The following is a 22,296-nucleotide window of genomic DNA, read 5'->3' on the forward strand; positions in this document are numbered from 1 at the left end:
AATTTAAGCTATAGATGGCTAGTAGTATAACCACCTATAGCATAATAAAATCATATCTATATTTTGTTTTTCTAAGCAAATTTAAGCTTCTACCATTTTATTCCTTCACTTCTAAATTTCCCATCATACCCAAATCTTCATGTTCTAAAATATGACAATGATACATTCTATGACCTATAAAATCTTGCTTCATTCTTAGTCTTACTTCTTCATTAGGACGCACATTAATAGTATCTCTTAGGGCTCTAAATTCTGCTTTTTTAACCTCACCATTTAATTTTGATGAGATAAGCTCAAATTGTGTGCCATGTATATGAAAAGGATGATCCATATGCGATTTATTAATCACTATCCAATCTTCGACCACTCCTACTTTAGAATGTAAATCAACACCATTTAAATCAAAGCTTTTACCATTGATTAAAAACATAGAAGCTAGTGCGATTTTTAACTCTTCTTCATTTTTATTCATTAAGCCATTCATTTGCATATGATCTTCGCTCATTATAACTTCTTTAAAATCTTTTGGTTCTTCTAAAGGCTTGAAGGTTCTTAATGTTTTTGGTAGTTGCAATTTTTCTTTTTTAAAAGAAATATCAGCTAAAAAAAGAGTATTTGGCTCTTCTTTTACCATCATTTTATCTCTATCGTAATAGCCACTTTCAAGCTTGAATTCTCCATCTTTTGCCGCATCGATTAAAACTTCTACGCGTGAAGCAGGATTTAAGAAAATTTCATCTTTAAAAATCGGTTTTTCTATTAGTCCTCCATCTGTTCCAACAAGTATAAACTTAGCTCCTTGTATGCGTAAATTTAAGTATCTAGCTGCACTCATATTATAAATGCGTATGCGTTCATTGCTTGCGAGTTTGATTTTAGGTTGATATTGTCCATTAATAAGCACAAACTCACCTTCTCTACCATTAAGCCAATCAATTAAAGTATTATGTGGAATTTGAGCGTTTTCATCAAGACGCAAATCAGTAATCATAAGATCTTTTTCTTTAAGATGACTAAGAGCGTCTTTTTTAGCCTTGACTACAAAACATCCAGCTAAGCCCATAAAAACTTGTTTTGAAGAGATAAAATGCGGATGAGGATGATACCAGTAAGTACCAGCACTGTCTTGTGGTATTGTAAAATGATAAATCCTCTCTTGGCCTGCTAAAATAGCATCGTGTGGATTTCCATCTTGATTAGGCGGTACAAGAAGTCCGTGCCAATGTATGGTTGTCGGTTCTTTGAGTGTATTTTTAACTAAAATTTCAACTTTATCCCCTTCATAAACCTCTATTTTTGGAGCTGGTATTAAGCCATTATAGGTATAAAATTTTGTTTTTTTGCCCTTAATCACTTCGATTTGACTCTCTTTTACCTCTATTGTCGCACGAAAAACATTTTTTTCCTTGCTTTCATTTTTGAGTACAGGCAGAGCTTTTAGAGCTTCTCCTTTAGGAAAATATTTTTGGTCTAAAAGTTTTAAATCTTTTTGGGCAAATTGGATAAAAGAGGTATCAATTTCTCTATTTATTGGCATTTTATCCATATCATGCCCTTCATGCCCCATCATGTCATGCCCCATATGCCCCATCATGTCATGATCCATCATGTCATGCCCCATATGAGGATTTGCATAAGCTACACCCACACCTGCTAAACTTAAGAGATTTAATTTTAAGAAATTTCTTCTATTCATTGTGTTTTATATCCTTATTTTTGATTTTTCATCGCTGATTAAATTATAATTATTATAAATGAATATTATATAAATTGTTTTAAAATTTCGGTATTTAAAGATATAAAGCAACTCTTACCACAACTAATATATGTTTTAAATTAAAATTTGAGTAATTTACCACTTTAGCACCTTGAATTTATAATTTTATTATATTCACACATATCCAAAATATCATTAAATTTATTTAAATTATAAGCAAATTTAAGCAAATTTTAGCTAAAATTGCTGATTTTAAAGGAATATAATGGATTATGGCGATATTAAAAAAATTTTATTTAAACTAAACCCAGAAAATGCCCACAAAATAGCTGAATTAGCTATGCGTGTATCTGTAAAAATTCCATTTGTGAGCGACTATTTGGCGGATAATTTTTGCTTTATTGATACTAAATTATCGCAAAATATTTTTGGATTAAATTTCTTAAATCCTATTGGTCTTGCTGGTGGATTTGATAAGAATGCAACTATGATATTACCGCTATCTACGATGGGATTTGGATTTTTAGAGTATGGGACTTTGACTCCAAAACCGCAAATTGGCAACCCAAAGCCAAGACTATTTCGATTAATAGAAGAAAAAAGCATTCAAAACGCTATGGGATTTAATAATGATGGGCTAGATAAGATTAAAGCTAGAGCCACGAAATTATACCCTTTTAGCATTCCATTAATTGCCAATATAGGTAAAAACAAGATCACCCCAAATGAAATGGCTATTAAGGATTATGAGATTTTAGTTAAAGGGCTTGATAGTTGCTGCGATGCCTTTGTAATCAATATAAGCTCGCCAAATACCCCAAATTTAAGAGATTTACAAAGCGAATCTTTCATAAGTGAATTATCTACTACTTTAAACGGCTTAACCAAAAAGCCATTAATCTTAAAAATCGCCCCAGATATGAGCATAGACTCAGCTATATCGCTTTGTTTAACTGCTGCAAATTCTGGATTTAAAGGGCTTATAATCAACAATACAAGCGTAGATTACTCGCTTACTCCTAATGCTAAGGATTTTGGCGGTTTAAGCGGACAACTTATAAAAAATAAGAGTAAAGAGCTATTTAAAGAGGTTGCCAAAGAGCTTTTTGGCAAAGCGATTTTAATTAGCTGCGGTGGGATTGATAGCGCTAATGAGACTTATGAACGCATTAAAATGGGTGCGAATTTAATCCAAATTTACACAAGCTTCATCTATGAAGGCCCTAGTATATGTAAAAATATAAACAATCAAATATTAAATTTAGCCCTAAGCGAAGGATATGAGAGTATTTCCCAAGCAGTTGGCGTAGATATAAGGAGATAAATGCTACCACAATTTAGCAAAATTACCCTTGAGAATGGATTTGAGATATATCACACTCCACTAAATTTAGGCTCAAATGTTATTAGTATAGATCTATATTATAAGGTTGGTTCTAGAAACGAAACAATGGGTAAAAGCGGGATCGCACACATGCTAGAGCACCTAAATTTCAAAAGCACAGACAATAAAAAGGCTGGGGAATTTGACCAAATAGTAAAGGGTTTTGGCGGGGTAAATAATGCTAGCACTGGATTTGATTTTACCCACTATTTCATCAAATGCTCAAGCCAAAATCTTGATACTTCACTAGAGCTTTATGCTGATATTATGTCAAATTTAAGCCTTAGAGAAGATGAGTTTTTGCCTGAGCGTGATGTGGTTTTAGAAGAGCGTAGATGGCGAACGGATAATAATCCAACTGGAATGCTCTATTTTAGGCTATTTAATCACGCTTTTATCTATCATCCATATCACTGGACTCCAATTGGCTTTATAAATGATATACAAAATTGGACTATAGATGATATTCGTAATTTTTGGTCTATATACTACCAGCCTAAAAATGCTTTTTTGATGATTACTGGTGATATTGATCAAAAGAGTGCGTTTGATCTTGGTAAAAAGCACTTTGAAGGTATAAAAAACCGCTGTCAAATCCCTGCTTTACACTGCGTAGAACCAGAGCAAAATGGCGAAAAATCTCTAGTAATCCGCAAACAAAGCGATGTAGAAATGATAGCCATAGCCTACAAAATTCCACCATTTAATCATAAAGATCAAACCGCATTAAGCGCTATTAGCGAATATCTATCAAGCGGCAAAAGCTCACTTTTTGAAAGAGTCTTAATAGATGAATTAAATTTAGTAAATCAAATTTACGCTTATCCTATGGATAGCATTGATGAGAATTTATTTATTATAATTGCTATTTGTAATCCAGGCGTAAAAGCCAAAAATGTTAAAAAAGAGATTTTGAAACTAATAAAAGAGCTAAAAAATAGCGATATAAAAGCTGATGAGCTAACTAAGATAAAAAATTGCTTAAAAAGCAACTTTATCTACTCGCTAAGTAGTGCTAGTAAACTTGCAAGTCTATATGGAAGCTACATAGCAAAAGGCGATATAGAGCCACTTTGGCAGCTTTCAGATATGACAAATGCACTTACAACGCAAGATATTAAAGATTGCGCAAATAGATATTTTAATAAAGATAAATCAACTACAATTATATTAAAAGGAACCAAATGAAAAAGAGTATTTATGGGGCAATGACGGCCTTAGTAACGCCTTTTAAAAATGGTAAAATAGATGAAAATTGCTATGAAAAACTCATTAAAAGACAGATTAAAAATGGCATTGACGCAGTTGTGCCTGTAGGAACTACTGGAGAGAGTGCTACTTTAACCCATGATGAGCATAGAATTTGTATCGAAATAGCCGTAAATGCGTGTAAAGGTAGCAATGTCAAGGTATTAGCCGGTGCAGGAAGTAACGCCACGCACGAAGCTATAGGTCTAGCTGAATTTGCCCAAAAATGCGGTGCTGATGGGATATTATCAGTAGCTCCATACTATAATAAACCAACTCAAGAAGGATTGTATCAACACTACAAAGCCATATCCAAATCAGTAGATATACCAATCTTGCTATATAATGTCCCATCTAGAACAGGATGCGATATATTGCCAGAGACAATTATAAGACTATTTAATGATTGCGATAATATTTATGGAGTTAAAGAGGCAAGTGGAAATATAGAAAGATGCGTTGATATACTAGCTCATGAGCCAAAAATATATCTATTAAGCGGCGATGATGCTATAAATTATCCAGTGCTTAGCAATGGCGGAAAAGGCGTAATATCTGTTACTTCAAATTTATTACCAGATCAAATATCTGCACTTACTAGATATGCATTACAAAATGAATTTTTAAAAGCAAAAGAGATTAATGATAAGCTATATAATATTAATAAAATTCTATTTTGCGAGTCAAATCCGATACCTATTAAAGCAGCTATGTATATTGCTGGACTAATAGACACATTAGAGTATAGACTTCCGCTGGTTGCCCCAAGCGAGCAAAACTTTAAAAAAATAGAATTAGTAATGAAAACTTATGATATAAAAGGATTTTAATGAATTGTTATCATGATGAATTTAAAGGCAAAACATTAGTTATTAGTGGCGGTACAAGAGGGATTGGTAGGGCAATTGTGCTTGAATTTGCTAAATGCGGTTCAAATATCGCTTTTACCTATAATTCAAATGAAGAGATGGCTAAAAATCAAGCTTTGGAATTAGAGAAAGAATTTGGGATAAAAGCTAGAGCTTATGCTTTAAATATCCTTGAGCCCGAAACTTATAAAGAGCTATTTTTAGAGATTGATAAGGATTTTGATAGGATTGATTTTTTCATATCAAATGCGATTATTTCAGGGCGTGCTGTAGCTGGTGGATATACTAAATTTATGAAGCTCAAACCTCGTGGAATAAATAATATATTTACCGCTACGGTTAATGCCTTTGTAGTAGGCTCCCAAGAGGCGGCTAAAAGAATGCAAAAAGTAGGCGGTGGTAGCATAATCAGCCTAAGCTCAACTGGCAATCTAGTCTATATCGAACACTATAGCGGGCACGGCACAGCAAAAGCCGCAGTAGAAGCTATGGCAAGATACGCCGCAACTGAGCTTGGAGAGCATAATATTAGAGTTAATGTAGTAAGCGGAGGGCCGATAGAAACAGATGCACTAAGAGCCTTTACAAACTATGAAGAGGTAAGAGACGCTACGGCTGCACTAAGCCCACTTGGCCGTATGGGGCAGCCTACAGATTTAGCTGGGGCTTGTCTATTTTTATGTAGCTCAAAGGCTAGTTGGGTAACTGGACATACATTTATAATTGATGGTGGCACTACATTTAAATGATAAATTTACCAAATTCTCTAGCCATATTTCGCATACTTTTAGCGCCATTAATGTTCTTTTTGCTATTAAAAATCAAAAATAGCAGTAGTTATATAGACATTAGTTGGCTTAACTACTTCTGTGCTTTAACTTTTGTAGTAGCTAGTATTACTGATTTTTTTGATGGCTATATAGCTAGAAGCTGGAATCAAAAGACAAAGCTAGGTGCTATCTTGGATCCATTAGCTGATAAGATGCTGATTTTAGCAGCATTTTTGGGACTAATGATTATAGATAGAGCTAATGCTTGGGCTGTGTATATCATACTTGTTAGGGAGTTTTTTATCACTGGATTTAGGGTTGTTATGGCTAGTGAAAATATCGATGTGAGTGCCTCCATAGCTGGTAAGATTAAGACTATTATGCAAATGGTCGCTATAGGATTTTTATCTATGCAGTGGTGGGGTGGCGAGATTTTATTATGGATTGCTGTAGCCATCACGCTATATTCAGGCTATGAGTATATACACGCATATACAAAACATATAAGAAAAAATCAAATTTAAAGGAAAAAAATGAGAAATATCTTTGCTATTTTATTTATGGCTTTTATCTTTATTGGTTGTTCTGGAGATAAGAGCGTAAAGGATAAATTAAGAGTCGCTACAGAAGGCACATATAATCCATTTTCATATCACGATGAAAGCGGTAAATTGGTAGGTTATGATGTTGAAGTAATAGCTGAAGCAGCCAAAAGAGCTGGATTTGAGATCGAATTTCATGAGACAAACTGGGATGCGATATTCTCAGGGTTAAACTCAAATCGCTTTGATATGATAGCTAATCAAATTAGCGATGCTGACCCAAAAAGAGCTGAGCTTTACACACTTAGCGATCCATATATAGTTACTTCAGCAGCTATAGCAGTAAGGGCTGATGATAATAGCATAAACTCGCTAAATGATATAAAAGGCAAAAATATCGCCCAATCAATGGGAAGTAACTACTATGAGATGGCTATCCAAAATGGTGCAAATATCGTCTTAGTTGATGGCTTAGCCCCAGCCATTAAGGCTGTAAGTCAAGGTAGAGCAGACGCTACTATGAATGATAAACTAGCTATTTTAAACTATATTAAAACAACTGGAGATAAAAATATTAAGGTTGCATTTAATACAGGCGATGGCACTAGAAGTGTATTTTTATTTAAAAAAGAGCTAACAGAACAAAGAGATAGAATCAATAAAGCATTAGAAACTATGAAAAAAGATGGCACACTAAAGCAAATTTCAGAAAAATATTTTGGAATGGATGTTAGTGAGTAGCTATATTGATGCTTTTATACCTATGATTAAAGGGGCGATACTATATACTATCCCCCTTAGCATTATATCTTTTATTTTTGGCATAGCCATAGGTGCTATTGTCGCACTTATCCGCATCAATCATAGTAAAAATCCAATATCAAATTTAGCTAAAATCGCTTGTCAATTTTATGTATCCATAATAAGGGGAACTCCACTTCTTGTGCAGCTTTTTATCATATTTTATGGTTTGCCAAATATCGGAGTAACGCTAAATCCATTTATTAGTGCTATAATTGCTTTTAGCCTTAGCATTGGAGCATATAGTAGCGAGACGATTAGGGCTAGTATTTTAGCAGTGCCAAAGGGACAGTGGGAGGCTGGCTGGAGCATTGGACTAACAAATAGCGATACATTTATAAAAATCATAGCTCCACAAGCTTTTAAAATAGCCTTGCCAACTCTATCTAATACCTTTATAGCACTTATTAAGGATACTTCACTAGCATCTGTTGTTTTGGTAGCTGAGCTATTCCGTCAAGCCCAAACTATAGCCTCACAAAATTACGAATTCCTAAGAGTGTATTCACAAGCTGCCCTTATATACTGGGTTATTTGTATAGGTCTAGGCTATATCCAAACTCGCCTTGAAGCTAAATTTAGTAAGCATTTATAAGAGGAAGCTATGCTACAAATAAAAGATATAAATAAAAAAATTGGCTCTCACACAATCTTATCAAATATCAGTTTGAATATCAAAGAGGGTGAGATAATAGCAATTATAGGGCCAAGTGGGAGTGGTAAAACAACCCTTCTTCGCTCACTCAACTATCTTGAAACTCCAGATAGTGGAATTTTAGAATTTAGTGATGGAAGTTTAAAAATCGATTTTAAAACCCATATAAATAAGCAAGAGATCTTAAATTTAAGGCGAAAAATGGGTATGGTCTTTCAATCTTATAATCTTTTTGCCCATCTAAACGCTACACAAAATATCACTCAAGGGTTAATTAGCGTCCAAAAAATGTCAAAAGATAAAGCTACTAATATCGCTTTGAATTTGCTAGAAAAATTTGGCTTAAAAGATAAGGCTAATGCCTACCCAAGCTCACTTAGCGGCGGCCAACAACAAAGGGTGGCAATAGCTAGAGCCGTAGCACTTAAGCCTGATATTTTACTACTTGATGAGCCTACAAGCGCACTTGATAAAGAGCTAGTAAGCGAAGTCTTATCCACTCTTAAAATGCTAGCTAATGAGCATCAAACGATGATTTTGGTTACACATGAGCTTAAATTTGCTAAAGATATTGCTGATAAGATTATATTTTTAGAAAATGGTAAAATAGTAACAATACAGCCACCAAAAGAGTTTTTTGAAGCACAAAATAATCCAAGAATTATCAAATTTATAGGCGATTTACACTAATAATGGCACAAAAAGGGTTTATCCTAGCTTTAGCTACATTTATTATGTGGGGGATTTTCCCTATATTTTTTAAATTTATCCAAGGCATTAGTGCCACTGAAATCTTAGCCCATAGAGTTATATGGTCATCTGTGATTTTGCTAATTGTGCTTATAATCACCAAAAAGCTAAATAGCGTCAAAAGATTAGCAAAAATCAAAAAAGTAACCCTAACTCTAGCCGTTACTGGCGTATTAATCGCTAGTAACTGGGGGATATTTATCTATGCAATCAATCAAAATGATATCTTAGCAACTAGCCTTGGATACTTTATAAATCCGCTTTTTTCGATACTTCTTGGGGCTATTATATTAAAAGAGGAGCTTAGCCCAGCCTTAAAGCTATCAATTTTCATTGTATTTATAGCTATCACAATTCAAATTTACTCTCTTGGCAGACTTCCATTCATATCCATTATACTACCACTATCATTTGCCCTATACGGACTTTTGCGTAAAAGACTTGGGGTAAGAGCATTTGAAGGATTATTTATAGAAACTATGATTTTATCGCCATTTGCCATAATATATTTGGTATATTTATATATTAATCAAAGTAGCGAATTTGGATTAAATTTTAATGGAGTAATGCTATTTTTAAGCGGCTTTATCGCAATTTTACCGCTACTGACATTTAATGCTAGCACCAAATATCTAAAGCTTTCTACAATTGGATTTTTACAATATATAAGTCCAACTTTAAGTATGATTATTGCAGTTTTTATGTATAATGAGACTCTTGATTTTTATAAATTTACTAGCTTTATGCTTATATGGATTAGCCTTGCTATTGCTGCGATGGCAAATTTAAGGAGAAAAAATGGGACAAAATGATCTAATCATAATGGCATTGGCCGTTTTGGTCGTAGGAGTGATACTATACAAACAGATAAATAAAGTTACGCAAAATATCACAATAGAAGATGAAAACCCAAATTTAGCCTACTCTAAATTTTGCGGTGAGATAGATAATCAAATAGATATATTGCGTCAAATAGCCTTAGATAATGGCATACTATACCCAGATAAAAAAGATGAAATCTTAGAAAATTTAAGCGATTTTAGCAAAGAGCTTGTGTTTATAGAGTCTTTGAACTCCAAAGATAGCACCAAGTGGCAAAGTAAGCTTTTTGATCTACTTAGTAGAGTTGATGATTTTGTGGAGTTAAATTTTATAAACGGCAAAGAGATTGCTGATAAGGTAAAAAATAGCCTAAAAACAGAGTTTAATAGACTTGGGCTAGATAAAGGCTAAAATCTAGCCTTTTGAGCAATTATGCGATTATAGGCATCTACGATTCTAGTCATCTCTATTTGACCGCTCTTAACTGCGTTAAAAATCGCATCATTTACTGCTTTTATGGAGTTTGTTTTATTATAAAAATACTCACTAACAAGCACTATATCTACTCCAGCTTTTATAGCTTTTATGGCGTTTTCTTCTAAAGTCCCGCCAAGGGCTTTCATCAGCATATCATCACTTATTACAACCCCTTCAAAAGCTAGACTATCTTTTAATAAATTTGTAACAACTTGATAAGAGAGTGTGGCTGGATTTGTATCATCGATTACTGGGATTATCATATGACCAACCATTACAAATTTAGCCTTTTTGCGTTTAATTAGCTCATAATATGGCCTAATCTCATCAAAATCAAAATTATCCACAATAGTTTTAGTTTTATGAGTATCAGCTGCTGCGTTGCCATGGCCTGGAAAATGCTTTAACACACTAGCAACGCTGTAATTATCAAATGCAGATATAAACTCACTTGCATAGGCAGTAACCTCGCTAGCATCACTACTAAATGCCCTTTGCCTTTGACCAATTATAGGAGATATATCATTATGCAGATCAACTACCGGAGCAAAATTCATATTTACCCCAAGACTTTTTAACTGCATTGCCATCTTGCTATATAGCTTATTTGCGCTACTTAAATTTAGCTCATTTCCAACCTTATAAGCTGATGGAAAGTGCTCAAAATCGCTAAATTTATTAAATCTGCTAATTTCTCCACCCTCTTCATCAATTGCGATAAATAGCGGCTGTTTTGGTCTGGCTGAGTTTAGATAGCTTATTAAATTTTTTAGCCCATCTTTGCTACTAATATTTCTAGCTAGTATCATAACTCCGCCGATTCTACCATTTTTAATATCTAAGCGTAGCTGTCTTACCCACTCATCATTAGCGTTATTACCGCTAAAACCCACCATAATCATCTGACCGATCATATTTCTAAGCTCTTTATCGCTTGAGTTACCAAACAAACAAATAGTAAATATAAATAGTAAAATAATCTTTCTCATTGTCTTTTTAATAGATCCTTTAAAGCCTCTTTGGCATTTTTTCCGCCTAGCATATCAACTACTTGATTAGCAATTGGAGTGTAAATCACCCTTTGTTGCGCCATTTTCGTTATAGCTCTTGCTGTGGCTACACCTTCTGCTACTTCGCCAATCTCATCTAAAATCCTATCTAAATTCTCTCCTTTAGCTAGTCCAAGCCCTACTCTATAATTTCTTGATAGCTCACTACTTGCGCTTAAAAAGAGATCTCCAGCTCCACTAAGACCTAAAAATGTATCACTTTTAGCCCCAAAATGCTCGCCAAATCTAGCCATCTCCACTAGCCCTCTAGATATTAAACTAGCCCTAGCATTCTGCCCAAGCCCAAGCCCAGCACACACTCCCCCAGCTATAGCAATCACATTTTTATACGCACCGCAAATCTCGGCACCTATGACATCACTGCTAATATAAGGCTTAATAAAATTTGGAAAAGCACTAGCCCAAATTTGAGCTAACTCCTTATTTTGACTACTTATCACAAGAGCACACGGCAACCCTTGCATAACCTCAATAGCAAAGCTTGGGCCGCTAAGAAATGCTAGATTATCGCCACTGCTAAATTTAGCATATATTTCATGTAAAAATTTACCGCTAATTATATCAATGCCCTTTGAAGCTACCAATATTTTTTGATTATTTGATTTAAAATTTAAGCTTAGAAATTCATCTGTCATCTGAGTTGAGATACTAAAAAGCAAATAATCATACTTCAAAGCTTCCGATAAACCTATAAATCCATCTATATCTCGCTTTGTTCTAGATGAAATAACGCAATCATTATTAATTTTAAGTGCTGAGTATAGAGCTTGACCCCATTTCCCAGCACCAATTACTGCTATTTTCATAGCTTTGACTTTAGTAGCTCATTTACTTTAGCTGGATTGAAAGCACCCTTACCCTCTTTCATCACTTGTCCGACAAAAAATCCAAATAATTTATCCTTGCCACTTTTATACTCAGCTACCTTATCACTATTTGCGGCCAAAACACTATCGATAATAGCTATAATCGCTGAGTCATCACTTACTTGTTTTAATCCTAAGCGATCAATTACGCTATCTACGCTCTCATCACTTATGAAAATCTCATCTAGCACATCTTTAGCAGCTTTTTGAGAGATTGTGCCATCTTCTATTCTATTTAATAGTATTGATAGCTTAGCACTGCTAACTGGTGAAGTCTCGATTGTTAAGCCATTTTTTAATCTACCCAATAGCTCAACGCTTAGCCAAGTTACACACAATTTAGCAGAGTTACCACTAGCTATTAAATCTTCAAAATATTTAGCCATCTCATAGCTACTAATTATCACATCAGCATCGCTCTCTTTTATCCCAAATTCGCTCATATATCTAGCCTTTTTCTCATCTGGCAATTCAGGCAAGATACTAGCCTCTGCCATCAAGCTATCTGGGATTATCACAGGGAGTAGATCTGGATCTGGAAAGTAGCGATACTCAGCACTATCTTCTTTGCTTCTCATTGGTTTTGTAATAAGCTTGGTAGTATCAAATAGCCTTGTCTCTTGGACTACCTCGCTATCATACCTGCCATCTTCCCACGCTTCACACTGACGCTCAACCTCATACTCAATAGCTTTTTGGATAAATTTAAATGAATTTAAATTCTTAATCTCAACCCTAGTATATAGCTTATCATCGCCCTTTGGTCTGATACTAACATTAACATCGCATCTAAAAGAGCCTTCTTGCATATTTGCATCGCTAATATTTAAAAATCTTAAAATACTATGGAGCTTTTTAAGGTAAGCTACTGCTTCATCGCTACTTCTTATATCTGGTTCGCTCACAATCTCTAAAAGCGGAGTTCCAGCACGATTTAAATCTACCAAACTACTCTTGCCCTCATGGCTATTCTTACCAGCGTCCTCTTCTAAGTGAGCTCTAGTAATGCCAATTTTTTTATTTTTATCGCCAACTTTAATAATCAACTCCCCATTTTCTACAATTGGTATTGTAAATTGAGATATTTGATACGCCTTAGGAAGGTCTGGATAGAAGTAGTTTTTACGATCAAAAACGCTTTTTTTATTCACAGTTGCATTTATCGCTTTACCAAAGCTAATAGCCTTTTTAACCGCTTGAGAATTTAGCACCGGTAGCGCTCCTGGTAGAGCTAGGCAAGTAGGACAAACATGCGTATTTGGCTCTTCTCCAAAGCTAGTTGAGCAGCCGCAAAATATTTTAGTTTTTGTATTTAGCTGACAATGAACTTCTAATCCTATAACTGTTTCAAACATAAATTTGACCTTTTGATATTAATAAAATGGCATATTCTAGCACAAAAAAAATTAAATATTAATAACACACTCAATCTAGCGTAAAATAGCGAATAGAGGCAAATCCAGCAGCACCGCAATCAACCACACTATCAATTTGCTCTTGGCTTATTATGCCACCTAAGGCAATAACCTTAGCTTTAGAGATTTTTACAACCTCTTTTAATACCTCTAAGCCTTTTGGCTCACCCTTATTTGGTGTGAAAAAGATCGGGCTAAATGTGATAAAATCAGCACCATATTGACTGGCTAATTCTATCTCTTTGATATTGTGAGTGCTAGCAATTTTGATTAAATTTGGTGGTGTATCTTTTAAAAGATGGATTAAATTTGAGCTAAAATGAATTCCATCAAAACCAAGCTTACAAGCCGAATTTATATCATTTTGAGCCAAAAATTTAAGATTTTCGGATTTGAATTTAATAAAATCAGTAGCTAATTTATAATAATTTTTAGATATTTTATCTCTAAAAAGTATCATATCAGCACTTTTTAATCTACTAAAATTATTAAAAGCGTAATCAAAATTTGAGTAGAATTTAGGATCGCTTATCGCATATTTTATCATGGCTTAAAATTTTTATTAACAAATGTGTGATAAAAGCTAAAATTAGCCCAAAACTAGCCCCAACAAAACCGCTAATAAAAAATCCAAAAAAATGAAAATAGTAGATAAAAATCAGTGCGCCAACAAGAGCTATTGCCCATGACGCACCAAGAATAAAATTAAGTATATATATCAAAAATCAGTGCTCTTCAGATACCACTACAGCACCAGCTAAATATACATATGTCAAAATCATAAATATAAAAGTTTGTAGTAGTGCCATAAATGTAAGCAAAGCAAAAGCAGGAAGTGGGGCAACCCACGGAGCAAGACTTAAAACAACCATTAAGAATAGATCATCACCTTTTATATTACCAAAAAGCCTAAATGATAGCGAAACTATGCGTGATAAATGAGATACAATCTCTATAGGAAACATTAATGGAGCTAGAAATTTATTTGGTCCCATAAAGTGAGCAAAATATTTAATCACACCTTGAGTTCTAATACCTTCAAAATTATAATACAAAAATACACAAAGTGCTAAACAAAGAGTTAAATTCAAACTTGAGCTTGGAGCTTCAAAACCTGGTATTATACCTATAACATTGCTTGTTAAAACTATCAAACCAATTGTAGCTACAAGTGGTAGATACTTTCTAGCAAGTTCATCGCTACCCATAACATCACGACCCATAGATACAATGCCTTCTAGATATGCCTCAAGCAAATTCTGAGTACCACGAGGCACAAGCTGCATGGAGCTAGTAGCCATTTTGGCGATAATTAGCACAATGATTGCGACTAAAATTATGTGAAAAAGATATGTGAAACTATGATCATTGATGATCAAATTTGAAAAAAGAAAGAGATCTTTCATAGAAAAGTGCCTTTGAGAAAATTTTTGCCAAGATTATATCTTAATTTAGATTAAGCAAAAATTAAAATATCTATTTTATTATGATAAAATGAATAGATCATAAAGTAACTTAACAATAGTTAAACTTACCACAGTTAAAAAGATAATTTTTATAAATTTAATCTCCCTTTTAATAACCATATGAGAGCCAAAATATGCCCCTATCATCTGCCCAAATCCCATAATCACACCAAGCATCCACAATATCTGTCCGCCACCGATAAATACAGATAAAGAGACAATATTTGAGACAAAATTTAAAATTTTAGTATTGGCTACAGCGCTTTTTAAATTCAACCCCAATAAACTAACAAAAGCAAACATCCAAAATGACCCAGTCCCAGGCCCTATAAATCCATCATAAAATCCAATGATTAAGCCAAAAATAGTGTAAAATAGCCCCTCTCCTATCCTTTTTTCTCTATCTATTTCTCCAAGTTTTGGGCTAAAGATTGTGTATATTAAAATCGCAATTAAGCAAATTGGAATTAGATATTTTATCACACTAGCATCGATTAATAGCACCGCCCAAGTGCCAAGCACTGCTCCTATAAATGTCCATATAATCCCACGCCATAAAGAGTTAAAATCCACCATCTTTTTATGCGTAAAATTAGCCGCAGCTGTGAAGCTACCAAAGGTGGCTTGGAGTTTATTAGTAGCTAGTGCTATATGCTCTGGAATGCCTACTGATATAAGTGCTGGAATGGTAATAAGCCCACCACCTCCAGCAATAGCATCTACAAAACCACTTAAAAATGCTACAAAAAATAGCAATACAAAAACCCAAATTTCTAATTCCATTATATACCCTATAATCCATAAATCCTAATAATTTTTTGGTATCTTAGTTCGCTATTACATAAAATTAGCAATATATCATTTTGCATAAATTCAAATGAGCCGCTAACCTTTATTAATTCTCCATCTCGCTTTGCTAAAACGATTAAAAAATCATCTGGAAGTCCAATTTCGGTTAAATTCTTACCAATTACCTTAGATGATTCGCCTATTCTATACTGCTTTATATCTGAGTATGAGATTGGGCTACTAGGCATATTTGTGTTAGATTTTTCTGCTTCTATAACCCCAAATATCTTTGCGCTTTTGTTTAAAGTAGTGCCTTGAGTTAAAACTGAGATTAAGACCATAAAAAATATAATATTAAACATCAATTGACCATTTTCTAACTCTGCAGATAGCGGATAGGTCGCTAAAATAATAGGCACAACGCCCCTAAGGCCAACCCAAGAGATAAAGCATTTTTCTTTAAAATTATATTTAGAAAATATCGTACAAAGAAACACACTAATAGGTCTAGATATAAACATCACAATAAGAGCCATCAATATGCTTATCATCGCTACATGAGGCAACTCGCTAGGGAATACCAAAAGACCAAGAGTAAGGAATATAAATATCTGCATCATCCAAGCAATTCCATCGAAAAAGCCAGTTAAATTCTTTTTATATAAAAACTCTTTTTTATTAGCTATAATTCCAGCTACATACACTGCGATATAGCCATTGCCACCGATCTTTTCTGATAAGCCAAAAAGCATAGCAACTAAGGCTATTAAAAGCACTGGATATAGCCCCCATGAGCCTAGCTTTACCCTATTTATTAGGCTTGGAATTATAATACCAAATAGATATCCCATCGCACCACCAAGGATAAACTCAAGCAAAAGCTTTATAGACATTGTATATGGATCAATCACCGTTGTAGCTGTAAGCAATCCAAGCAAAGTAATGGTTAAAAATATAGCCATAGGATCATTGCTTCCGCTTTCAAATTCAAGCAAGGAAGCAAGATTATTCTTAAGCTTGGTTGAACGCATAATAGAAAATACCGCAGCAGCATCAGTAGAGCTAATAATAGCCCCAAATAATAGGGATTCTAAAATAGAAAATCCCATTATATAATAAGCAAATACTCCAGTGATAACAGCTGAAATTACAACCCCAAATGTCGCTAAGATTATACCACTTTTAAAAATAGGCTTAATTGATTTATAATTTGTATTAAACCCGCCAGCAAAAAGTATATAAATAAGTGCTATTGTCCCTACATTTTCTGCTATTTTAGCATTGTTAAACTCAAGCCCTATTACCCCATCACTACCAGCTAGCATTCCAACTGCTAAAAACATAAGCAAGGCTGGGACGCCATATTTATCTGATATTTTGCTAAACAAAACACTAAGAAGAAATAATAAACCAAATATTATCAGCGAATTATCCATCTACACTCCTACTAAATTTATCTTTTACGCACTCTAAGGCCTTGCGTATAATCGCATTAGCCACAGCTTCCCTTTCTTTAACCAAATGAAAATGATCTCCAAAATCCCTATAAAGCCCCTTCTCTATAGTATCAGCAAATCTTATAATAGTATTTACATCATATCCTAAATCTTTAATAGAATTTGCTATTAATTCAGATTTTTGCTCATTGCTAACTGCGATTATAGCCGCTACACAATCTTTAATACAAACTTTTTCTAAAGTGTTCTTTTGCGTTGCATCGCCATAATACACATTATCGCCACTATTCTTACCCCGTTCTACTAAATTTAAATCACTCTCAAGAGCGATATACGAGCAGCCTTTAGCCTTTAACTGCCTTATTATTTCACGGCCTAGTCTACCATATCCACATACTACAAAATGCTCTTTAAGCTCCATAGAATTTTTACTAGTTAGCTCGTCCATTATATCTTGCTCTTGGCTACTGATAATCTCATCATCTAAGATATCTTGCTCTTCCATTTTATCAGCGATTTTAACGACATTTTTTAAGATAAATGGGGTTAATACCATCGATATTATCACTACAGCGGTTAAAATTTGAAGGATTCTATCATCTATCATATTTTTTACTGATAAAAGAGTAAATATCGCTAGGGCAAATTCGCCTACTTGCGCTAGGCTAAGGGCTGTTTTTAATGCTGTCTTTTTCCTAGCGAACATCATTAAAAATAGATAAACCACCATAATCTTTATAAATAGCACACAAATTAGCATAGGAATTATGATTAAAAGATTGGTAAATATCACAGCAAAATTTATCTGCATACCAACTGTTATAAAAAATAATCCTAGTAGTAAATCTCTAAATGGTATCAAGTCAGTCTCTATTTGGTGCTTATATGGCGTTTCTGCGATAAGCATTCCAGCTATAAATGCACCCAAAGAGTAGCTAAATCCAAAATAGTGCGCTAAAAAACTAGCTCCAATTACGGTAAATAAAATTGTTGTTATAAATATCTCTTTTGAATTTGTTTGAATAACTGCGTTTAAAACACGACTTAAAATATACTTACCAATAAAATATAAAAGCACTATAAGAATAACTGCACTTATAATAGATGTGAGTATCAAAGAGCTTACTGAGCCATCTTTAATATCAAATATATCCATCATTAAAAGCAAAGGGATCACAGCAATATCTTGAAATAGCAAAATTCCAAGAGCTTTTCTCCCATATTTTTTTGAGATATGACCAGTATCATTTAGTATCTTTAATACAATAGCCGTGGAGCTAAGCGCCATAGCAAAGCCTATGATAATAGCTATTTTTATATCCAAACCAAACATATAAAAAGCTAATAAACTAAGGATAAATCCAGTAACTATCATCTGTATAGAGCCATATAAAAATACATATTTTTTCATAGACATTAAATGCTTAATGCTAAACTCAAGACCGATAGTAAACATCAAAAATACAATTCCAAATTCAGCCACAAAGCTCAAATCGTGATTGCTCTTTAATCCAAAAAGTTGAGATATAAATACCCCAGTAGCGATATAGCCTATTATGGTTGGGATCTCATATTTGCGAAATATAAGATTAAATAATATAGCACAACCAGCTGCAATAATAAAAATATATACAAGATTATCCATTTATCCTACTTTTTATCATCTACAAATATCATATCAAAGCTACTGACTCTTTTTACTAGCGAACCTTTATTTTGTGTTTTTATATTTGATCTTAATTCATCTATAATCGCCTCACACTCCTCAAGTCTTTGCTTAAGCCTTAAAATCACATCAACACCTGCTAAATTTACCCCCAAATCTCTTGTTAAACGCAAAATCATCTTAATCTTATCAAGATCTTTTTCGCTATATAATCTCATCTTGCCTTCAGTCCTACTAGGCTCTACTAAACCCTCTCTTTCATATTGTCTTAGAGTTTGTGGATGGATATTTAACACCTTTGCCACTACGCTAATTAGATAAACTGGTTCTTCATAATTTCTCATATTGCCTCTTTATAATTTTGTTTGAAGTAGATCTTTTAACTGCGCATCTAGCTGATCTACATCCGGTAAAACCACATTGATAACTAAATACATATCGCCATAAATCTCGCTCTTTCTATTTTTAACCCCATATCCTTTTAATCTAATTTTTTGACCATTTTTAGTATTAGCTGGAATTTTGATAGATACATCTTTTTTAAATGTCTTAACTTCAATCTTACCACCAAAAAGAGCCGTTTTTAAGCTAATATCTAAATTTTTATATAGATCATCTCCATCTCTTTTATACTCTTTATCATCTTCTATATTTACAGTTATGATAAGATCGCCCCTATGTGAGCCAGCACTTTTGCCTTTATTTCTAGCTCGTAGCTTTTCTCCACTTTTTAAACCTGCTGGAATTTTAATTTTAATTTTTTCGCCATTTATGCTAAATTCATAATCTCCGCCATTTACAGCTAACTCAAATGAGATATTTATCTTAGCTTGAATATCTAAATTTTGCCCAAATCCACCGCCAAATCCATCAAAACTCTCAAATCCAGATGAGCTAAATCCACCAAAACCTCTTCTAGAGCCACTAGATCTGCCAAAATTGCCAAAAATTTGATTTAAAATATCATTAATATCTGCGTTACTACCAAAATTTGCCCTACTAAAATCATGGAAGCTCTGTCCGCCAAACATACTATCGCCATATTGATCATACTGCTGACGCTTGGTCTCATCGCTTAAGATTTCATAAGCTGCGTTAATCTCTTTAAATTTCTCCTCAGCACCTGGCTCTTTATTAATATCAGGATGGTATTGTCTAGCTAATTTTCTATAAGCTTTTTTGATCTCATCGCTGCTAGCACCCTTTGAGATGCCTAAGGTTTCATATAAACTATTACTCATTATATATCTCCACTTATATTTTTTTATAGAAATTATATCATAAAAGTTGAGTTAGTGTCAATCAACTTATTTAAATTAACTTATATAAATATTAAATATGTATTTATTAGTAAATAATATAATTAAGTAATTTTTTAACTTAAGGAATAATTATGACAAAAATATCACTAATATCCCTATTAGCAGCTACGGCTATTTTTGGTGCAGATGTGGAATTTCGCGATGCAAACTCAAATTTTACTCGTATCAATCCAGCCTTAGATCAAAACTCAATTTTATCATACAATAGCTCAATTCAAAAAGCCAAACAAGCAGTTGTAAATATATCTACAAGCAAAACAATAAAAACAAAAAATAACTTAAATAGTTTAATGAATGATCCATTTTTTAAAGAATTTTTTGGATTTGGCTTTAATATACCAGAGCATAGAAGTCAAAAAAGCTCATCTTTAGGCTCTGGAGTTATCATCACTAGCAATGGATATATAGTAACTAACTACCATGTGATAGAAGATAGCGATGAGATCATAGTCTCAATGCTTGATAACTCAAAGGAGTATAAAGCAAAAGTAGTAGGCTCAGACCCAAAAACTGACCTAGCAATTATCAAAATCGAAGCGACAAATTTAACCCCAGCATACTTCGCTGATAGCTCAAAGCTACTTGAAGGCGATGTGGTATTTGCCATTGGTAATCCATTTGGCGTGGGCGGCAGCATTACAAGCGGTATAATTAGTGGTTTAAATAAAGATAATATCGGGCTAAATCAATATGAGGATTTTATCCAAACAGACGCTAGTATAAATCCAGGTAATAGCGGTGGAGCATTGATAGATAGTCGTGGGGCTTTAGTAGGAATAAACTCAGCTATTTTAAGCAGAAGCGGTGGCAATAATGGCATAGGCTTTGCCATACCATCAAATATGGTAAAAACCATAGCTCAAAAATTAATTAGCGATGGAAAGATAACTCGTGGTTACATTGGCGTAATGATAGCAAATTTAACCACAGATCAAAAAGAGATATATAAAAATAAAGAGGGTGCATTAATTACCAATGTAGAAAAAGGCTACCCAGCTAATAAGGCTGGATTACAAAGGGGAGATTTGATTATAAAAGTAGATAATAAGCAAATTAAAAGCGCAAATGATCTAAAAAATATAATTGGAGCCTACCCTCCAAATACCAAAATCAGCTTAGAGTATGAAAGAGCTGGTAAAATTTACTCTACAAAACTTCAGCTAACTACTAGCGATGAAGTAGAAACTATAGCTAAGAATTTTAGCATCGATGGGCTAAGTGTGCAAAATTTAAGCGATGATATAAGGTATAAATATAAAATCCCTCAAGATATAAAAGGGGTATTAATCACAGATGTTAAAGAGGGCTCAAATGCTGCTAATACCGGCTTTGAAAGTGGAGATATAATCATTCAAGTAAATGAAAAAATCATAAACAACATAAATGAATTTAGCAAAGAGCTACAAACCTCTAAAGCCTCAAATAGAAAGCCGATAATATGGATAAATAGGGGTGGAATTTTAATGGGGTTAGTATTGAAATAATAGCTATTTTTGGCTATAATCAGCCCAAATTTAAAAGGCAAATATATGATAAAAATTCTAATGATTGAAGATGATTTTGAGCTTGCTGAGATTTTAAGTGAGTATTTAGAGCAGTTTGATATGAGTGTGAAAATATGCGATGATCCATATCTTGGGCTATCTACTCTTAATACTAGTAAATTTGATCTAGTTATTTTAGATCTTACCCTTCCTGGCATTGATGGGTTAGAAGTGTGTAAAGAGATACGCACCAAACATACAATCCCTATAATCATCTCAAGCGCTAGACATGATATAAATGATAAGATTAATGCTTTTGAATTTGGTGCTGATGACTACTTGCCAAAGCCATACAATCCTCAAGAGCTTCTAGCACGAATTAAGAGCCATTTACGCCGCCAAAATATAACAATGCAAGAGATCTCTCCAACTCAAAAAGATTTAGTTTGTGATGATTTTCGCCATATTATCACACTAAAAGGTGAGCCACTTCAACTCACAGTAGCTGAGTATGATATACTAAGATATTTAATCAAAAAAGAAGGAGGTGCTATTAGTAGAGAAGAGTTGATTTATAACTGTAACTCAATAAACGAAGATAGCACAAATAAAAGTATTGATGTTATAATCGGACGCATTAGAACTAAGATTGGAGAAAACCCCAAAGAGCCAAAATATATACACGCAATTAGAGGTGTAGGCTATAAGCTAGAGCAGTAAATTTAA

The 22,296-nt window shown here is 33.7% G+C and carries 23 protein-coding genes; 12 read left to right on the forward strand and 11 right to left on the reverse strand.

All coding sequences use genetic code 11. From position 1 onward, the window contains the following. Positions 1 to 97: 97 nt before the first annotated feature. On the reverse strand, positions 98 to 1,696 hold the full coding sequence (locus CSUIS_RS04710; RefSeq protein ID WP_086297473.1) for a multicopper oxidase family protein: 1,599 nt from the start codon (positions 1,694 to 1,696) through the stop codon (positions 98 to 100). 286 nt (positions 1,697 to 1,982) lie between these two features. Here CSUIS_RS04710 and CSUIS_RS04715 point away from each other — a divergent pair, with 286 nt between their 5' ends. From CSUIS_RS04715 to CSUIS_RS04760, 10 genes are read left to right on the forward strand one after another with little or no spacing between them, the layout of a single operon-like run. Continuing rightward, on the forward strand, positions 1,983 to 3,041 hold the full coding sequence (locus CSUIS_RS04715; RefSeq protein ID WP_086297476.1) for a quinone-dependent dihydroorotate dehydrogenase: 1,059 nt from the start codon (positions 1,983 to 1,985) through the stop codon (positions 3,039 to 3,041). After that, on the forward strand, positions 3,042 to 4,289 hold the full coding sequence (locus tag CSUIS_RS04720) for a M16 family metallopeptidase (RefSeq protein WP_086236610.1): 1,248 nt from the start codon (positions 3,042 to 3,044) through the stop codon (positions 4,287 to 4,289). Next, positions 4,286 to 5,179, forward strand: a complete 894-nt coding sequence (dapA, locus tag CSUIS_RS04725) for a 4-hydroxy-tetrahydrodipicolinate synthase (RefSeq protein WP_086297478.1) — start codon at positions 4,286 to 4,288, stop codon at positions 5,177 to 5,179. Before CSUIS_RS04720 ends, dapA begins: the two co-directional genes overlap by 4 nt. Then, positions 5,179 to 5,967 carry an enoyl-ACP reductase gene (locus CSUIS_RS04730; RefSeq protein WP_086236608.1) on the forward strand — a complete coding sequence of 263 codons (789 nt, stop codon included), beginning with the start codon at positions 5,179 to 5,181 and terminating at the stop codon, positions 5,965 to 5,967. Before dapA ends, CSUIS_RS04730 begins: the two co-directional genes overlap by 1 nt. Further along, entirely contained in the window at positions 5,967 to 6,512 is a 546-nt protein-coding gene (gene pgsA, locus CSUIS_RS04735; protein WP_236845255.1) for a CDP-diacylglycerol--glycerol-3-phosphate 3-phosphatidyltransferase, read from the forward strand. Before CSUIS_RS04730 ends, pgsA begins: the two co-directional genes overlap by 1 nt. 9 nt (positions 6,513 to 6,521) lie before the next feature. Further along, entirely contained in the window at positions 6,522 to 7,271 is a 750-nt protein-coding gene (locus CSUIS_RS04740; RefSeq protein WP_086236606.1) for a transporter substrate-binding domain-containing protein, read from the forward strand. Further along, positions 7,264 to 7,926 (forward strand): amino acid ABC transporter permease, encoded by a 663-nt coding sequence (locus CSUIS_RS04745; RefSeq protein ID WP_236860764.1) that lies wholly within the window; start codon positions 7,264 to 7,266, stop codon positions 7,924 to 7,926. Before CSUIS_RS04740 ends, CSUIS_RS04745 begins: the two co-directional genes overlap by 8 nt. A 9-nt stretch (positions 7,927 to 7,935) precedes the next feature. Then, positions 7,936 to 8,676 carry an amino acid ABC transporter ATP-binding protein gene (locus CSUIS_RS04750; protein WP_086297480.1) on the forward strand — a complete coding sequence of 247 codons (741 nt, stop codon included), beginning with the start codon at positions 7,936 to 7,938 and terminating at the stop codon, positions 8,674 to 8,676. Between the two features lie 2 nt (positions 8,677 to 8,678). Beyond that, positions 8,679 to 9,548 (forward strand): EamA family transporter RarD, encoded by an 870-nt coding sequence (gene rarD / locus CSUIS_RS04755; protein WP_086297482.1) that lies wholly within the window; start codon positions 8,679 to 8,681, stop codon positions 9,546 to 9,548. After that, positions 9,535 to 9,969: a hypothetical protein gene (locus CSUIS_RS04760; RefSeq protein ID WP_086236603.1), complete on the forward strand. Its 435-nt coding sequence runs from the start codon at positions 9,535 to 9,537 to the stop codon at positions 9,967 to 9,969. The genes rarD and CSUIS_RS04760 overlap by 14 nt, the downstream gene beginning before the upstream one ends. On the opposite strand, the gene CSUIS_RS04765 is transcribed toward CSUIS_RS04760, so the two are convergent. From CSUIS_RS04765 to CSUIS_RS04815, 10 genes are all read right to left on the reverse strand, one after another. After that, positions 9,966 to 11,024 carry a glycoside hydrolase family 3 N-terminal domain-containing protein gene (locus CSUIS_RS04765; RefSeq protein ID WP_086236602.1) on the reverse strand — a complete coding sequence of 353 codons (1,059 nt, stop codon included), beginning with the start codon at positions 11,022 to 11,024 and terminating at the stop codon, positions 9,966 to 9,968. The genes CSUIS_RS04760 and CSUIS_RS04765 overlap by 4 nt on opposite strands. Then, positions 11,021 to 11,911 (reverse strand): NAD(P)H-dependent glycerol-3-phosphate dehydrogenase, encoded by an 891-nt coding sequence (locus CSUIS_RS04770; RefSeq protein ID WP_086297484.1) that lies wholly within the window; start codon positions 11,909 to 11,911, stop codon positions 11,021 to 11,023. The genes CSUIS_RS04765 and CSUIS_RS04770 overlap by 4 nt, the downstream gene beginning before the upstream one ends. Next, on the reverse strand, positions 11,908 to 13,326 hold the full coding sequence (gatB, locus tag CSUIS_RS04775; RefSeq protein ID WP_086236600.1) for an Asp-tRNA(Asn)/Glu-tRNA(Gln) amidotransferase subunit GatB: 1,419 nt from the start codon (positions 13,324 to 13,326) through the stop codon (positions 11,908 to 11,910). The genes CSUIS_RS04770 and gatB overlap by 4 nt, the downstream gene beginning before the upstream one ends. A gap of 70 nt (positions 13,327 to 13,396) precedes the next feature. After that, positions 13,397 to 13,933 carry a thiamine phosphate synthase gene (locus tag CSUIS_RS04780; RefSeq protein WP_086236599.1) on the reverse strand — a complete coding sequence of 179 codons (537 nt, stop codon included), beginning with the start codon at positions 13,931 to 13,933 and terminating at the stop codon, positions 13,397 to 13,399. A gap of 178 nt (positions 13,934 to 14,111) precedes the next feature. After that, a complete protein-coding gene (locus tag CSUIS_RS04790; protein ID WP_086236597.1) occupies positions 14,112 to 14,792 on the reverse strand; it encodes a F0F1 ATP synthase subunit A in 681 nt (226 codons plus the stop codon). Positions 14,793 to 14,870: 78 nt separating this feature from the next. Next, positions 14,871 to 15,635, reverse strand: a complete 765-nt coding sequence (locus CSUIS_RS04795) for a TSUP family transporter (RefSeq protein WP_086297490.1) — start codon at positions 15,633 to 15,635, stop codon at positions 14,871 to 14,873. 8 nt (positions 15,636 to 15,643) lie between these two features. Further along, complete coding sequence (locus CSUIS_RS04800) at positions 15,644 to 17,077, reverse strand: potassium/proton antiporter (RefSeq protein ID WP_086297492.1); 1,434 nt, start codon at positions 17,075 to 17,077, stop codon at positions 15,644 to 15,646. Further along, entirely contained in the window at positions 17,070 to 18,743 is a 1,674-nt protein-coding gene (locus CSUIS_RS04805) for a cation:proton antiporter (RefSeq protein WP_086297494.1), read from the reverse strand. Before CSUIS_RS04805 ends, CSUIS_RS04800 begins: the two co-directional genes overlap by 8 nt. 5 nt (positions 18,744 to 18,748) lie before the next feature. Continuing rightward, a complete protein-coding gene (locus tag CSUIS_RS04810) occupies positions 18,749 to 19,108 on the reverse strand; it encodes a heat shock protein transcriptional repressor HspR (protein ID WP_086297496.1) in 360 nt (119 codons plus the stop codon). A gap of 9 nt (positions 19,109 to 19,117) precedes the next feature. Continuing rightward, positions 19,118 to 20,005, reverse strand: coding sequence for a DnaJ C-terminal domain-containing protein (locus CSUIS_RS04815; protein WP_086297498.1), 888 nt, complete (start codon positions 20,003 to 20,005; stop codon positions 19,118 to 19,120). Between the two features lie 152 nt (positions 20,006 to 20,157). Between CSUIS_RS04815 and CSUIS_RS04820 the strand changes: the two genes are divergently transcribed. Together CSUIS_RS04820 and CSUIS_RS04825 are read left to right on the forward strand one after the other, a co-directional pair. Next, positions 20,158 to 21,570 carry a Do family serine endopeptidase gene (locus CSUIS_RS04820; RefSeq protein WP_086297500.1) on the forward strand — a complete coding sequence of 471 codons (1,413 nt, stop codon included), beginning with the start codon at positions 20,158 to 20,160 and terminating at the stop codon, positions 21,568 to 21,570. Between the two features lie 45 nt (positions 21,571 to 21,615). Further along, positions 21,616 to 22,290 carry a response regulator transcription factor gene (locus CSUIS_RS04825; protein ID WP_086236590.1) on the forward strand — a complete coding sequence of 225 codons (675 nt, stop codon included), beginning with the start codon at positions 21,616 to 21,618 and terminating at the stop codon, positions 22,288 to 22,290. The last annotated feature ends 6 nt before the right edge of the window (positions 22,291 to 22,296 follow it).

This window comes from Campylobacter porcelli (assembly GCF_002139855.1).
Taxonomy (GTDB): Bacteria; Campylobacterota; Campylobacteria; order Campylobacterales; family Campylobacteraceae; genus Campylobacter; species Campylobacter porcelli.